Below are 14,687 nucleotides of genomic sequence, written 5' to 3'. Positions count from 1 at the left end.
CTTGCAAAAGCTTCGCAAGGCTTGTCCCGCATGGCGCGGGAATCGTCAACTGGCGGCTGGCGGGATCGTGCCGCCCCGGCATCCCCCGTCACGGTTTCGCGCGTTGTGCTCCGCCGATCAAACCCCTAGATGTCAGGACGAACCTGGCAGAGGAGGGCCCTATGGCCGATATCAAGGACCCGGAAAACACCATCATCATTGAGCTGAAGGACGGCCCCGTCGTCATCGAGCTGCTGCCCGACGTCGCGCCCAAGCATGTCGAGCGCATGAAGGAGCTGGCCCGCGCCGGCGCCTATGACAACGTGGCGTTCCACCGCGTCATCGAGGGCTTCATGGCCCAGACCGGCGACGTGCAGCACGCCAACATGGAAAAGGACTACAACCCCGGCCGCGCAGGCACCGGCGGTTCGGACAAGCCCGACCTTCCGGCGGAATTCTCGGGCGTGCCGCATGACCGCGGAACCCTGGGCGCGGCGCGTTCGCAGAACCCCAACAGCGCGAACAGCCAGTTCTTCATCAACTTCGGCGACAACCACTTCCTGAACCGCCAGTACACGGTCTATGGCCGCGTCATCTCGGGGATGGAAGCCGTCGACAAGATCCAGCGCGGCGAGCCGCCTGCGAACCCCGACCGCATGATCAGCGTCAAGGTGGCCGCCGATGCGTAAGGCATTCCTGATCCCCGCCATCCTGGCGATGGGCGCGCATGGCGCCCTGGCCCAGGACGCGCCCGAGGTCGAGGATACCGACGGCCCGAACATGATCATCACCGTGGCCGATGCCGAGGGCGCCGAGAAGGGCACCATCACGCTGGACCTGCGCGAGGATCTGGCCCCCGCCCATGTCGCCCGCCTGGTCGAGCTGGCCGAAAGCGGCGCCTATGACAATGTCGTCTTCCACCGCGTGATCGACGGCTTCATGGCCCAGACCGGCGACGTGGAATACGGCAAGCAGGACGGCGATCTTGGCATGGCGGGCATGGGCGGTTCCGACCTGCCCGACCTCGAGGCCGAGTTCACCGACACCTCGTTCCAGCGCGGAACGGTCGGCATGGCGCGCGCCATGGACCCCAACAGCGCCAACAGCCAGTTCTTCATCAACTATGCCGCGACGCCGTTCCTCGACGGGGAATACACGGTCGTGGGCCAGATGATCGACGGCTGGGACGTTCTGGACGCCATCAAGAAGGGCGATTCCTCGCGTCAGGGCAACGGCAAGGTCGAAGAGCCCGATTACATGACCTCGGTCGTGATCGAGGGCAGCGAGGCACCCGCCGAGGAGCCCGCGACCGAAGAAACCGAAGGCTGATCTTGGACAAGGGGGCTGCGGCCCCCTTCTTCATGCGCTTATCCGCTTGCAGCGCGGCTTGTGCCGTCACTACTGTGCGGACATGACCACTGCGCCCACCGCCTCCGCGATCGAGATCACACCGACGGCCCGTATCTCTCGCGAGACGCATGGCTGGCGGTCGAAATGCCTTCAGCGTCTGATACGAATGGACCTGCCCGTCCCGCGCAGCTTCGCCGTCGATTGCGACAGCGTGCGCAGCATCAGCCAGGGCCGCACCGTTCCCGCATCCGAACTGGCCGCGATCTTCGGCGGCAGCGGCCTTGTCAGCGTGCGCCCCTCGGCCGTCAGCCCGGAATGGGGCGGCCCCGGGACGGTCCTGAACGTGGGCGTCAACGACCGGCTGCACGCCGGCTTGGCCAACAGGATCGGTCAGGCCAATGCCGATGGCGTCTACCTGTCCTTCGTCCAGAGCTATGCCACCCATATCGCGCGGCTGGACCCCGACCTCTTCACGCTGGACGGCCCCGACGCCCTGCGCCGCGCGTTGGAGATTTATCGCGCCGAAACAGACGAGGACTTTCCCCAGGATCCCGTCAAGCAGCTGTCCGACGTGCTGCGGTCCATGGCGCGCGCCTGGGACGGCCCGACCGCGCGCCTTCTGCGCCAGGCCAAGGGCGCGCCCGCCGATGCGCCCCTGGGGCTGGTCGTGCAGGAAATGGCGCTTGCCCTCGGGCCGGGGCTGTGCGGTTCGGGAACGATTCAGTTCATCGACCCCGTGACCGGCAGCCCGCGCGTCACCGGGCGCTTTCGTGGCCAGCATCACGGCCAGACCGTCGGATCGGGGGCCGAGACGCTGTACCTGACCTGCGACGATCGCGGCCCCGCGCTGGAGGACAGCGCGCCCGACATCTTCGAGGACCTCGTGCGGTTCGGGGGCGCATCCCGCGAAAGACTGCGCGAGGAGATGCAGATCGAGTTCGTCGTGACCGGCGGCGAGATCTCGGTGATCGACGCCGTCCGCACGCAGCGCAGCGCGCGTGCGGGGCTGCGCGTGGCCGTCAGCCTGGCCCGTGACGGGGTGATCCCCGTCGAGGAGGCCCTGATGCGGGTCGAACCCCGCACCCTGGCCGAGCTGCTGCACCATCAGATCGACCCGCGCGCGCCCCGCGACCTGATCGCGCGCGGCATCGACGCAAGCCCGGGCGCGGCCACCGGGCGGATCGTCTTTTCGGCGGCGGCGGCGCAGGCCGCGCAGGCACGCGGGGAATCCTGCATCCTCGTGCGTCGCGAAACGGTCCCCGAGGATATCCGCGGCATGCATGCCGCCGTGGGCGTGCTGACCGAACGCGGCGGCACCACCAGCCATGCCGCCGTGATCGCGCGCGGGATCGGCCTGCCCTGCATCGTGGGGGCGACCGGCATCGTCATCGATGCCCGCAACCGCACCCTGCGCGCGGGCAGCCGCACCCTGTCCGAGGGCGATGAGATCACCATCGACGGCAGCACCGGAGAGATCCTTGCGGGCGCGGCAGTCCTTCTGCCGCCGGCGCTGGACGATGCGTTCAGCCAGTTGATGGACTGGGCCGAGGCCGCGGGCGGGCTGGGCGTGCGCGCCAATGCCGACACCCCCGAGGATGCGCTGACCGCAAGACGTTTCCGCGCCCAGGGCATCGGGCTGTGCCGGACCGAACACATGTTCTTCGACGCCGAACGCCTTCCCGCCATGCGAGAGATGATCTTCGCGGACACCCCCGACGACCGCCGCCTTGCGCTGGAACGGATCCTGCCGATGCAGCGCCAGGATTTCACCCGCCTGTTCGAGATCATGGCAGGCCATCCCGTCACCATCCGCCTGTTCGACCCGCCCCTGCACGAATTCCTGCCAAGCGACCGCGACGGCCTGCGCGAGCTTGCCGCATCGCTGGATCTGCCGCTGTCCGACGTCACCCGCCGGGTCGAGGCATTGACCGAGTTCAATCCGATGCTGGGCATGCGCGGCGTGCGCCTGGGGATCACCGTCCCCGAAATCTACGACATGCAGGCCCGCGCCATCTTCGAGGCCGCGGTCGAGGCCGGCCACAAGGGCGATCCCGTCGTCCCCGAGATCATGATCCCGCTGGTCAGCGCCATGAAGGAGGTCGAGCTGGTCCGCACCCGCATCGATTCCGTCGCGGCCGCCGTGCGGAACGAGAAACGCACCGATTTCACCTATCGCCTGGGTGTCATGGTGGAAACGCCGCGTGCCGCATTGCGGGCGGGCGACATTGCCGAACACAGCGCCTTCATGTCCTTCGGCACGAACGACCTGACGCAGATGACCTATGGCCTGTCGCGCGACGATGCGGGCCGCTTCATGGGCACCTATGTCCAGCAAGGCGTCTTTGCCGAGGATCCGTTCCACCTGCTGGACGAGGACGGCGTGGGCGAACTGGTTCTGATCGGGGTCGAACGCGCCCGTCTGCACAACCCTGAAATCACCATCAGCGTCTGCGGCGAACATGGCGGCAATCCCGAATCGATCGCCTTCTGCGACCGGGCCGGGATCGACTACGTTTCATGCTCACCTTTCCGTGTGCCCATCGCGAGACTGGCCTCGGCGCAGTCCGCGATCCTGCGGCGGACCTCGCGCTGATTCGACACGCTTAGATATCCGAACGAATGTGTCAGGCATTCCAAATGGGGGCCGATCTGGCCGATTCACGCCAAGCTCCCTGAAAAACGTCGGCAAATTTATGCTCAAGCGGCCGTAAAACCGATCGGTTCGGCAGGTCACGCCGATGTTGGGTGGATTGTTGGAACTCCGAAACCTTAAGCAATCGGCCACCTCGGATGGTTTGCCGATCTGCTCTCGGCATGCCGCTCGTTAACGCCCTCGCAAGGGCGAAGATGTATGTAGGACCGATCATGCCCATGCTGCCCCATCGGCTGACGCACGCCTGTCTCTGTGCTGCCGCCGCCTTGACCATATACGCCTCCCCCTCCGCTGCCGGCGGGACTGGCTCGCTCTTCTCGGCCGAACTCGGCCTGTTCGGTGCTGCCGCCTCGACGGTGACCGCGAATGTCGACTCGCCCCTGCTCTATGCCAATCACGAGGCCGAACTGGACCCGACCCCGTCGGACGACGCGACGGTCTATCTGACCAGCAATGCGCCCAGCTATTCCCAGCAGGACCTGCAATGCCTGGCCGAGGCACTGTATCACGAAGCGCGTGGCGAAGGCCGTCAGGGGCAGGCCGCCGTGGCCGAGGTCATCCTGAACCGCGTCGACAGCCGGGCCTTCCCCGCCAGCGTCTGCGGCGTGATCAACCAGCCCAGCCAGTTCAGCTATACCATCGGCGGTGCCAAGCCGATCCGCAACAAGTCGGCCTATCTGCGGGCCGTGGACATCGCCAAGGCGGCACTGTCGGGCGCACCGCGCCAGCTGACCGGCGGGGCCACCTATTTCCACACCCCCGCCGTCCGCCCCGCCTGGGCGCGCCGTTTCCAGCGCACCGTCCAGATCGGGCGCCACATCTTCTACAGCACCGGCCAGCGCGTCGCATCGAACTGAGCCATGCGGGCGTGGCGGGGCTTGCCCGCAGCGCCATTTTGCTGTGAATGGCGGTATGGAACAACCGGACCGTATCTTTCTTCGCGACCATGTCATCTCGGCCGAGATCGGGGCTTTTCAGTCCGAGCGCGGCCTTGAACAGCGCATGCGCTTCAACCTGACGGTCGATCTGCGCGACAGCGTGGCGGGGGTCGACGATCAGGTCGACCGCATCCTGTCCTATGACGTGCTGACGCAGGCCATCGATACGGCGCTGGCCGATCGCCGCTATGACCTGGTCGAGACATTGGCCGAACGCATCGCCGCCGAGGTTCTGGCCCATCCCCGCGCCGCCCGGATCGAGGTGTCGGTCGAGAAGCTGGACCGCGCGCCCGGTGCGCTCGGGATCCGGATCCTGCGCGATGCGGGCCGCGTTGCCGCGACGGGGGTCGATGGGGCGATCCGGGTCGTGGTCTGGTGTTCGCCCACGCAGCTGCCCGAAGGCGCGGCGGTCATCCTGCCCAGCTTTCCCGACCTGCCGCTGCCCGCATCGGGCGACCGGCGTCGCATCCGGCTTCTGGCCTTCGATCAGGCCGCCTGGTCGCTGGCGCATGATCTGAACCTCGAAGTCGCCGCGACCCGGACCGAGATCGAGGCCGCCGCCCTTCAGGGGCGCGCCGTCGTCTGGGCACCCGCCCGCATGTGCTTCGACGCCCCCGAGGCGGGCGATGCCGATGACAGCCTGGCCTTCTGGCTGGCCGAACGCATGGGCGCGACGGGTGTCGATTTCGCGATGCCGGATGCGCGTCCCCTGCCCGCCGCACCGGGCGGAACGATGCTGCCCATCGGGCGCCTGCAGCCCAAGGTCTGAGCCCGTGACGGCCCGGCAGTATTTCCGCCCGATCCCGCAGGACCAAGGGGGGCGCTGGTGCCTGGCCGGCGGCTGGGTCGGATTTTCCGCGTTCGAGCTGCTGGAACGAGGCCAAGCGCCCCGCATCGTGCATGACGCACCCCCCGACATCATCCGCACCCTGACCGCGCCCCGTGCTGACATTTCAGGCCTGTCGATGGATCGCCCGCGCATCATGGGCATCGTCAACGCCACGCCCGACAGCTTCTCGGACGGGGGCAGCTACGACCCTGCCGACCAGGCCGCGCGACTGGTGCAGCAGGGGGCCGACATCCTGGATATCGGCGGCGAATCCACCCGCCCCGGCGCCACCGAAGTTCCCTTCGATGACGAGATCGCCCGCGTCCTGCCTGCAATCGCGGCCGCCCGCGATCTGGCGCCCGTATCGATCGACACGCGCAAGGCCGCCGTGGCGCGAGCGGCCATCCAGGCGGGCGCGGTGATCGTGAACGACGTGTCGGGCTTCGATTTCGATCCGGATCTGGCGCAGGTCGTGGCGGACAGCGGGTTGCCCGTCTGCTTGATGCACGCACAGGGGGTGCCTGCCACCATGCAGGACGATCCGCGATACGACGATGTCCTGCTGGACGTCCATGACGCGCTTGCGGAACGCATTCGCCGTGCGGTTGCGGCGGGAATCCGCGCTGACAGGATCGTGGTCGATCCGGGCATAGGATTCGGCAAGACGCAGGCGCATAATCTGGCGATCCTGAGGCGCATCTCGGTGCTGCACGGGCTTGGCTGTCCGATCCTGCTGGGGGTGTCGCGCAAACGATTCATCGGCAGCATCGGCGGGGCCCAGGCCGCGCCGGATCGCGCCCCGGGCACGCTGGCGGTCACCGTCGCGGCCATCGCCCAGGGGGTCCAGATACACCGCGTCCACGATGTCGCGGATCACGCACAGGGACTGCGCCTGATCGCGGCCCTCAATGAAAAAGAGGCAGGGACATGAGCAGGAAGCTTTTCGGAACGGACGGGGTGCGCGGGCGCGCCAACAGCCATCCGATGACGGCCGAGATGGCGCTGCGGCTGGGGGCTGCGGCAGGCCGGTTCTTCCGCCGCGACGGGCGCAACCGGCATCGCGTGGTGATCGGCAAGGACACGCGGCTTTCGGGCTATATGCTGGAGAACGCGCTGACGGCGGGTCTGACCAGCACGGGGATGAACGTCCTGCTGCTGGGTCCGGTGCCCACGCCCGCGGTGGGGTTCCTGACCCGCTCGATGCGGGCGGATCTGGGGATCATGATCTCGGCCAGCCACAACCCGGCCGAGGATAACGGGATCAAGTTCTTCGGCCCAGACGGCTTCAAGCTGTCCGACGAGGCCGAGGCCGAGATCGAGGAGATCGTCGCCGGAGAGATCGAGCCTGCGCAGCCGCAGAATATCGGCCGCGCGCGGCGCATCGACGACGGTCGCGGCCGCTACATGGAATATGCCAAGACCACCTTCCCCGGCGGTCAGAGGCTGGACGGGCTGAAGGTCGTTCTGGATTGCGCGAATGGCGCAGCCTATCGCGCCGCCCCCGAGGTGTTGTGGGAACTGGGCGCCGAGGTGATCCCGGTCGGCGTCAAGCCCGACGGGTTCAACATCAACGACGGCGTGGGCAGCACCCATCCCGAGGCCTGCGCCGCGGCGGTCCGCGAACATGGTGCGCATCTGGGCATCAGCCTGGACGGCGATGCCGATCGCGTGGTGATCGTGGATCAGAACGGACGCGTGGCGGATGGCGACCAGATCATGGCGCTGCTGGCCGGGCGTTGGGCCGAACAGGGCCGGTTGGCCGGTAACGCGCTGGTCGCGACGGTCATGTCGAACCTGGGGCTGGAGCATTACCTGCAAGGGCGCGGGTTGCGGCTGGAACGCACCAAGGTCGGCGATCGCTATGTGGTCGAGCGCATGCGCGAGGGCGGCTTCAACCTAGGCGGCGAGCAATCGGGCCATATCGTGATGACCGACTATGCCACGACGGGCGACGGGCTGGTCGCCGCCATGCAGGTGCTTGCGGCGATGGCCGATACCGGCAAGCAGGCCTCCGAGCTGATGTCGCAATTCGATCCGGTGCCGCAGATGCTGAAGAACGTGCGCTATGCCGCCGGAGCCGACCCGCTGGCCGCGGCGACGGTCCAGCGCGTGATCGCGGATGCCGAGACGCGCCTGGCCGGGCGCGGTCGCGTGCTGATCCGCAAATCGGGAACCGAGCCGCTGATCCGTGTCATGGCCGAGGCCGAGGATGAAGGCGAGCTGACCGAGGTGGTGGACGGCATCGTGTCGGCGGTGGAAACCGCGGCCTGAGAATTGCGTCCCGCGATGGCGGGGGGAATTGCATCCCCCCGACCCTCTGCCTTTCAGGGATGCGCCGCGACCGGGTTGTAGTCGTAGAGCCAGTCGAACCGGCCGGGCATCAAACGGGGCGCGACACGGTCAGCGATCCGCAGGGCAAGATGCCCCGCAAGGCGCTTGGGCCCGTTCAGGTGATAGTTCCTGGCATTGGCGTTGGCCGCCTGGACGATGCGCGTGACGCGGGGGACACGAGCCGCCTGATATGCCGCAAGCGCATCCGGCTGGGGTGCCGCGTCGAGGCAGGAGGCCAGCACCCAGGCATCCTCGATCGCCATGCCGGCACCCTGGGCAAGAAACGGCAAAGTCGGATGCGCCGCATCCCCAAGGATCGCAAGCCGGTCACCCGTCCAGCGCCGCGCGATCTCGTGGCGGAAGAGCCCCCAGAGGTTCACCCGGTCCACCTGCGACAGCCATTCGCCCGCCCTACCCCCGAAACCCGCGAAGGCACGGCGCAGATCGTCGGGATCGCCCTCGTGCGACCAGCCTTCGTCCTGCCAGTCGCGACGTTCCTCGACAGCGACGATGTTGCGCAATCCCCGCCCAAGCGGATAGCTGACGAGATGCCGCCCCGGCCCCATGAAGACATGCGCCTCGGGTGGACCGTCGCCCGGGATCACGGCGCGCCAGGCGGTCTGGCCGGTGAAGAAGGGGACCTCTCGTCCGTTCAACCAGCCGCGGCTGCGACCGCCAAGCCCATCGGCCCCGATGACGAGGGGGGTGTCGGGCATGTCTTCGACCTGCTGCCCCAGTTCGATCCGAACGCCAGCGGAGCGGCCTGCATCGGTCAGGATCCCGATCAGGCGCGGGCGATGGATCAGCAGGAAATCGGCATCCGGGCGATGGGTCTGCAGATCCATCCGCAGCACGCGTCGCCCGGCGGCATCGTTCAATTGGACCGCCCGGTTGCGCAGGGCCACGCTGCGCAGCGCGGGGCCAAGCCCCAGGGCATCCAGCACGCGAACCGCATTGGCGGACAGCTGTATCCCCGCACCGACCTCGGTCAGGGCGGGGGCGCGTTCGTGGACGGTCACCGAAGCGCCGCGCCGGGCCAATGCAATGGCCGCGACCAATCCGCCGATTCCGGCACCGATCACCGCAACGCGGCGTCCCTGAAGTTCACCCATGGATCGCCCTTGCACGAAAAGGCCCCGCAAATGCGGGGCCGCAGGCATCAGTCGTCGCGATGGACGCGTTCCTTGCGCTCGTGGCGCTCCTGCGCCTCCAGCGTCATGGTCGCGATCGGGCGCGCGTCGAGGCGCTTGAGGCTGATCGGCTCTCCGGTCATCTCGCAATAGCCGTATTCGCCGACCTCGATGCGGCGCAGCGCGCTGTCGATCTTGGACACGAGCTTGCGCTGGCGGTCACGGGTGCGCAGTTCGATCGCGCGGTCGGTTTCCTCGCTGGCGCGATCCGCCAGGTCGGGAACGGCACGGGCGCTGTCCTGCAGACCCTCCAGCGTCTCGGCCGACTGGTCCAGCAGTTCGGCCTTCCAAGCTTCCAGCTTCCGACGGAAATATTCGAGCTGGAGCTCGTTCATGAAGGGCTCGTCCTCGGCGGGACGATAGTCCTGGGGCAGGAAGGTCTGGGCTTTCATTACGTCCTCCGGCGGCGCCGGGCGGGGTCTGAAATTCCGGCACCTTGGGCGCCCCATTAGAACAACTCGGCCCGCTTGTCACTAGCCTTGAAGGGTCAGCTATGCGTAATCTGCAACCCGCGATGCCGGGACAGGCAGTTTCGACCAAGCAATTCTTGCGAAAGGAAGAGCCCATGCAATTTACCGGGACCGACAGCTATGTGGCGCCTCCGGACCTTGCGATGGCGGTGAATGCCGCGATCACGCTGGAACGCCCGCTTCTGGTGAAGGGCGAACCCGGCACCGGCAAGACCGAGCTGGCACGCCAGGTCGCGGCCAGCCTGTCGATGCCGCTGATCGAATGGCATGTGAAATCCACGACCAAGGCCGCGCAGGGCCTGTACGAATACGACGCGGTCAGCCGGTTGCGCGACAGTCAGCTGGGCGATCCCCGCGTCCACGAGGTCGGCAACTACATCCGCCGCGGCAAGCTGTGGCAGGCATTCGAGGCGCCCGAACGGGTCGTCCTGCTGATCGACGAGGTGGACAAGGCCGATATCGAGTTCCCGAACGACCTGCTCCAGGAACTCGACCGGATGGAGTTCCACGTCTACGAGACGGGCGAGACGATCCGCGCCCGGCAGCGCCCCGTCGTGATCATCACCTCGAACAACGAGAAGGAGCTGCCCGACGCCTTCCTGCGCCGCTGCTTCTTCCATTTCATCCGTTTCCCCGAACCCGAAACGCTGAAGCGGATCGTGGATGTGCATCATCCCGGTCTGAAGCCGCGCCTGCTGGACACCGCCCTGACCCAGTTCATGGATATCCGCGAGGCGCCGGGGCTGAAGAAGAAACCCTCGACCAGCGAGTTCCTCGACTGGCTGAAGCTGATCCTGGCCGAGGATCTGGCCCCCGAGGATCTGACCCGCGATCCTGCCACCATGCTGCCCCGGATGCATGGCGCGCTGTTGAAGAACGAACAGGACGTCGCCCTGTTCGAGAGGCTGGCCTTCATGGCCCGCAGGCAGAGCCGCTGAGCGCCTACTCGGTCTCGGGCAGCGGCTCGACGATGCCGGGGGACAGCGGTTCGTCGGGCTCCGGTGCGCCCTCGTCCGGCAGGGGCGGCGTCACCTGGCGATCGGGGCGCGCCTTCGGACGGCCGTCCCCGCCCTTCTGGCGACCCATGCTGCAGGCCGCATCGCCGGTCAGGGCGTATTCGATGCGGACCTCGGCGCTCAGCTCGACCTCGCCTGCCTGGACCGGGACGCTGTCGGCCATCGCGGCCTCCATCCGCATCATGGGCTGGGGGGCGCGACCGCCGCTGCTCTCGCTCATGGACAGGATCGGGCCCAGCTGCGCGCCCGCGGCCTCGGCCAGCAGTTCCGCCTTGCGGCGCGCGTCCTGCACGGCTGCGGTGCGTGCCTCGTCCAGACCCGCATCCCCGTCCTGACGCTCGAATGCGATGCCGTCGATCTGGTTCGCGCCAGCCCCCACGATCGCATCCAGCACCTCGCCCAGGCGGGCCAGATCCGTGGCGCGGATGGTGACCATGTTGCGGGCCTCGTAGCCGGTGACCTTTGGCGGCTGGCCTTCGTCATATTGCATCATCGGCCGCAGGTTCAGCCCCGAGGTCTGGATCTGCGACTGTTCGATCCCCGCATCCCTCAGCGCATCGATCACGGCCTGCTGGCGGGTCGAATTGTCGGACATGGCGGCATCGGCGCTGTCGCCCTGCGTGGTCACGCCCAGGCTGATCACCGCCATGTCGGGCGCGACCCGAGCCTGCCCCGATCCCGACACCTGCAACCGCGAGGGGCCGTGATCCGCCCCGCAGGACATCGCGCCGCCCTGCTGCGCCATCGCCGGCAGGGCCCAGATCCCGGTCAGGACGGCACCCATCGCCATTCGCCGGATGGTGGTTCTTGCTTGCATCGCCTCGCTCCTCTTCGGTGCCTGTAAGCCTTCGACGAGACTGCGCCTTTTGCCCCCGCAATCCTAGCCCCGAAGGCGCGCGGGCCGATCACAGGACCGCCAGTAATGCTTTCTTCGAACCACAATTTGCGGTAGTGATGAGGGCAATCAACCAAATCGTGCCGCAAAGCGGCCGCCCCTTCCCCGAGCAGTGAACCCAAGCCATGAACCATCACGCCGCGCCGCCCGAATTCGCGATGAGCTTCACGCAGGAGGCCGTCCAGCTGGAACGCCGCAAGGGCACCGGTTGGACACCCGTCGGCCATGCCGAATTCAGCCGCCACGACCTTGCCCGGACGCTGGCCGCGATGCATCGCAAGGCAGGCGGGATGGCGGGCGTCAGCGATACGCTGCTGGTCATTCCCGACGACCAGATCCTCTATACCACGCTGACGGTGCCCTTCGGTTCGGACACGGCCGCGACCATCGCCAAGGCGCTGGAATCCGCGACCCCCTATGCCGCCGAAGAACTGACCTTCGACTGGTGCCCCGCGACGAATGGCGACATCGAGACGCTGCGCGTCGCCGCCGTCGCCATTCGGACGCTGGAAGAGGCCGAGGAATTCGCCCGTGCCCAGGGGTTCCACCCCTCGGGCTTCATAGGCCGCCCCGGCGACGACCGCTTCGACGGGCAGCCCGATTTCGGCACTGCGCGGGCGGTGCGTCCGCCCGCCGCGCGCCCGTTCAGCCAGCCCGATCTGACGCAGGCCCGCGTGACCGCCCCCGCGATCGAGATTGCGGACGAGGCGCCCGCCACGCCTGAACCCGCCACGCCCGGACCCGCCGTGGTGCCCGTAATCTCGGCGATCGTGCCGCATTACTTCGCCCAGCCCGCAGCGGCGCAGATGCCCGCGGACACTGCCCCGGCAGAGGTTGCGCCCAAGGTGATCCGCCATGACGGCAGCCTGACCCCGCGCGCTGCGGCCGTGCATGACCGCGCAGCCGCCGCCCGTGCGCTTCGCGCCGAACGCGATGCCGCGGGCACGGGCGATGCCTCGCCCGCCGTCGCGGCCATCGCGAACCGGTTCCGCAAGCTGGATTTCGGTCGGCTGCCGGTGATGATCGGCGGCCTTGGCGTGTTGCTGCTGGGTGGCATGCTGTTCTTCGGATCGGCCCCGCCCGAGAATGCGCCTGGGGATGCAACCGAAACCGCAGCCGCGCCCGAGATTTCCGAAGAGGTTCCGGCTGAAACCGGTGCGCTGCCCGACGTCCAGTCCGTGCCCGAGTCGGTGCCCGCGGTCGTCACCGAAACCCTGCCCGAAGCCGCACTCGAGCCCGCACCCGAACCCGCGCCGCCGGTCGAGACTGCCGATGCTCTGCCGCCGGAACCCGCCGTGCTGACCCCCGAGGCGGTTGCCGCGGCCACCGCAATCGCGGACAGCCTTGTGCCGCAGCCCGAGACCGCAGGGGTGGAACCTCCCGCGGACGACGCGCTGACGCAGGCACTGGCCGAGGCGATGGCGGATCCCGAAGCCGCGGATGCCGCCCCGGCCGCCGATCAGCCGACCGACACCGAAACGCCGACCGATACCGGTCCCCGTCCCGAGGTCGCGGCAGACGAGCCAGCAGTGACCCCCGCCCAGACGCGCGCGGCCACGCAGGCCAGCACGCCGCTGCGCCGCTCTGCCCGCCCGCCCCGGACCGCTCCTGTTGCAGCCAGCGTTCCAGCGGCCCCCGACAGCCGCCCTGCCGTCCCGGCCAATCCCCTGCCCTATGAGACGCGCACCGCGCCGCCTGCCCGCAACGTGGGCGATGCACGCCCGCCCTCGCGTCCGGCGGCGGCACCTGCGCCCGCAGCCCCGGCACCGACACCCGCAGCCCCGGCGCCCGCCCCCGTGCCTGCCACCCCGGCAGCCAACGGAGCGACCACGGCGCGTCCGCCCAGCCCCTCGCGCAGCGATGCAGCCCCTGCGGCAGATCCGGCGCCCGTCGCGCAACCGCAGGTGGGCGGTGCCCGCCCGCCCTCGCGCCCCGAAGAAGGCAGCCGGGCCGAGGCTGACGCCCCTCGCCCGCTGACCGAGGAAGAGCGTGCGGATGTCGAACGTCAGCTTCGCGGGTTTCGTACCGCGCAGGCCGGGAATGTCGGCCTGTCCCAAGGTGAGCGCGGCCTGCTGATCCAATTGGCCGACGCCCGCCCGATGCGCCGCCCGACCTCGGTTTCGGCACCCTCGCAGCGCGCGGTGACCGATGCGCTGGCGGCCGCGCAATCCGATGGGGTGGCGGGCGCACGTCCGCCCGAACGCGATACGGTGGAACCGGCCGCCCGCCCCTCGGGGCCAGCCACGTCAGTCGCGGGTTCGTCGCGCCCGCCCGCGCGCCCCGCAAGCGCCAACCGTCCGACAAGCCCCAGCCTGTCACAGGATGCGGTCAAGGATGCGCTCGCCTCGGCCATCGAGGACAGCCCCGCCCGTCCGGGCGGCATCGCGCTGACGACGCTGTCGTCTTCCGCCAAACCCCCGCGGCGCGCGGGCGGGGCGGTTGCAAGCGCCGCGACAAACGCCATTGCGGCCAGCGCAGCCCCCGTCGCCGCCGCTGCGGCGGCGACCGCGCCCTCTGCTGCCGATCTTCGTGCAGCGGCCGAGGCGCAGGCGGCCCAGGCCGAACAGCGCCGCGCGGATGACGAATTGCAGCGGCAGGCCGAGGAACGCGCCCGTCGTCAGGCCGCCGCCGATGCCGCCGCCGAGGCGCAGGCGCGCGCCGCCGCCGAAGCCCGTGCCCGCGCGCAGGCCGAGGCCGAGGCACGGGCCGCCGCCGCCCGCAACCAGCGCTATCGCCCCGCCGAGGTGGACGAGGAACCCGATGTCGTGGCCGCCGTACCGCAAAGCGCGGTCGGCAGCGCCTCGGCCTCGGCCACGGTCAAGGACGGCATCCGCCTGAACAGCACGCAGATCATCGGCACGATCGGCGCGGGCCGCGCCAGTCGCGCGCTGGTGCGCCTGTCCAACGGGCGGGTCATCACGCTGCGGATCGGCGACAAGATCAATGGCGGCACCATCACCGAGATCAAGGACAGCCGCATCCTCTACAACAAGCGCGGACAGGTGCAGGCGCTCGGGGTGCTGAACGGGCAGTAGG

The 14,687-nt window shown here is 68.7% G+C and carries 12 protein-coding genes; 9 read left to right on the top strand and 3 right to left on the bottom strand.

Annotated features, from left to right (window positions below):
• The first annotated feature begins 161 nt into the window (after positions 1 to 161).
• From KO490_RS03485 to glmM, 7 genes are all read left to right on the top strand, one after another.
• A complete protein-coding gene (locus KO490_RS03485; protein ID WP_216018014.1) occupies positions 162 to 668 on the top strand; it encodes a peptidylprolyl isomerase in 507 nt (168 codons plus the stop codon).
• Positions 661 to 1,308: a peptidylprolyl isomerase gene (locus tag KO490_RS03480; protein ID WP_216018013.1), complete on the top strand. Its 648-nt coding sequence runs from the start codon at positions 661 to 663 to the stop codon at positions 1,306 to 1,308. The genes KO490_RS03485 and KO490_RS03480 overlap by 8 nt, the downstream gene beginning before the upstream one ends.
• A gap of 82 nt (positions 1,309 to 1,390) precedes the next feature.
• The gene (locus KO490_RS03475; RefSeq protein WP_216018012.1) at positions 1,391 to 3,922 is read left to right on the top strand and encodes a putative PEP-binding protein; all 2,532 of its coding nucleotides are present in this window, start codon (positions 1,391 to 1,393) and stop codon (positions 3,920 to 3,922) included.
• Between the two features lie 326 nt (positions 3,923 to 4,248).
• Entirely contained in the window at positions 4,249 to 4,839 is a 591-nt protein-coding gene (locus KO490_RS03470) for a cell wall hydrolase (RefSeq protein WP_252726989.1), read from the top strand.
• 55 nt (positions 4,840 to 4,894) lie between these two features.
• Positions 4,895 to 5,689 (top strand): dihydroneopterin aldolase, encoded by a 795-nt coding sequence (locus tag KO490_RS03465; protein ID WP_216018010.1) that lies wholly within the window; start codon positions 4,895 to 4,897, stop codon positions 5,687 to 5,689.
• Between the two features lie 4 nt (positions 5,690 to 5,693).
• The gene (folP, locus tag KO490_RS03460) at positions 5,694 to 6,680 is read left to right on the top strand and encodes a dihydropteroate synthase (protein WP_303463016.1); all 987 of its coding nucleotides are present in this window, start codon (positions 5,694 to 5,696) and stop codon (positions 6,678 to 6,680) included.
• A complete protein-coding gene (gene glmM / locus KO490_RS03455) occupies positions 6,677 to 8,020 on the top strand; it encodes a phosphoglucosamine mutase (RefSeq protein ID WP_216018008.1) in 1,344 nt (447 codons plus the stop codon). Before folP ends, glmM begins: the two co-directional genes overlap by 4 nt.
• A 53-nt stretch (positions 8,021 to 8,073) precedes the next feature.
• On the opposite strand, the gene KO490_RS03450 is transcribed toward glmM, so the two are convergent.
• Positions 8,074 to 9,192 carry an FAD-dependent monooxygenase gene (locus tag KO490_RS03450; RefSeq protein WP_216018007.1) on the bottom strand — a complete coding sequence of 373 codons (1,119 nt, stop codon included), beginning with the start codon at positions 9,190 to 9,192 and terminating at the stop codon, positions 8,074 to 8,076.
• 47 nt (positions 9,193 to 9,239) lie between these two features.
• The gene (dksA, locus tag KO490_RS03445; RefSeq protein ID WP_216018006.1) at positions 9,240 to 9,662 is read right to left on the bottom strand and encodes an RNA polymerase-binding protein DksA; all 423 of its coding nucleotides are present in this window, start codon (positions 9,660 to 9,662) and stop codon (positions 9,240 to 9,242) included.
• Positions 9,663 to 9,835: 173 nt separating this feature from the next.
• Between dksA and KO490_RS03440 the strand changes: the two genes are divergently transcribed.
• Positions 9,836 to 10,678, top strand: coding sequence for a MoxR family ATPase (locus KO490_RS03440; RefSeq protein WP_216018005.1), 843 nt, complete (start codon positions 9,836 to 9,838; stop codon positions 10,676 to 10,678).
• 4 nt (positions 10,679 to 10,682) lie between these two features.
• Here KO490_RS03440 and KO490_RS03435 read toward each other — a convergent pair whose 3' ends face one another.
• Positions 10,683 to 11,573 carry an SIMPL domain-containing protein gene (locus KO490_RS03435; RefSeq protein ID WP_216018004.1) on the bottom strand — a complete coding sequence of 297 codons (891 nt, stop codon included), beginning with the start codon at positions 11,571 to 11,573 and terminating at the stop codon, positions 10,683 to 10,685.
• Between the two features lie 203 nt (positions 11,574 to 11,776).
• On the opposite strand from KO490_RS03435, the gene KO490_RS03430 reads away from it, so the two are divergent.
• Positions 11,777 to 14,686, top strand: a complete 2,910-nt coding sequence (locus KO490_RS03430; RefSeq protein WP_216018003.1) for a hypothetical protein — start codon at positions 11,777 to 11,779, stop codon at positions 14,684 to 14,686.
• Position 14,687 lies beyond the last annotated feature (1 nt).

This window comes from Paracoccus sp. C2R09, from assembly GCF_018860625.1.
Lineage (GTDB): Bacteria > Pseudomonadota > Alphaproteobacteria > Rhodobacterales > Rhodobacteraceae > Paracoccus.
The sequence above is the reverse complement of the archived record's forward strand: the minus strand, read 5'-3'. Positions and strand labels throughout refer to the sequence as shown.

Coding starts and splice junctions, on each gene's coding strand:
- KO490_RS03485 (WP_216018014.1), top strand. CDS start 162: ATGGCCGATATCAAGGACCCGGAAAACACCATCATCATTGAGCTGAAG.
- KO490_RS03480 (WP_216018013.1), top strand. CDS start 661: ATGCGTAAGGCATTCCTGATCCCCGCCATCCTGGCGATGGGCGCGCAT.
- KO490_RS03475 (WP_216018012.1), top strand. CDS start 1,391: ATGACCACTGCGCCCACCGCCTCCGCGATCGAGATCACACCGACGGCC.
- KO490_RS03465 (WP_216018010.1), top strand. CDS start 4,895: ATGGAACAACCGGACCGTATCTTTCTTCGCGACCATGTCATCTCGGCC.
- glmM (WP_216018008.1), top strand. CDS start 6,677: ATGAGCAGGAAGCTTTTCGGAACGGACGGGGTGCGCGGGCGCGCCAAC.
- KO490_RS03450 (WP_216018007.1), bottom strand. CDS start 9,192: ATGGGTGAACTTCAGGGACGCCGCGTTGCGGTGATCGGTGCCGGAATC.
- dksA (WP_216018006.1), bottom strand. CDS start 9,662: ATGAAAGCCCAGACCTTCCTGCCCCAGGACTATCGTCCCGCCGAGGAC.
- KO490_RS03440 (WP_216018005.1), top strand. CDS start 9,836: ATGCAATTTACCGGGACCGACAGCTATGTGGCGCCTCCGGACCTTGCG.
- KO490_RS03435 (WP_216018004.1), bottom strand. CDS start 11,573: ATGCAAGCAAGAACCACCATCCGGCGAATGGCGATGGGTGCCGTCCTG.
- KO490_RS03430 (WP_216018003.1), top strand. CDS start 11,777: ATGAACCATCACGCCGCGCCGCCCGAATTCGCGATGAGCTTCACGCAG.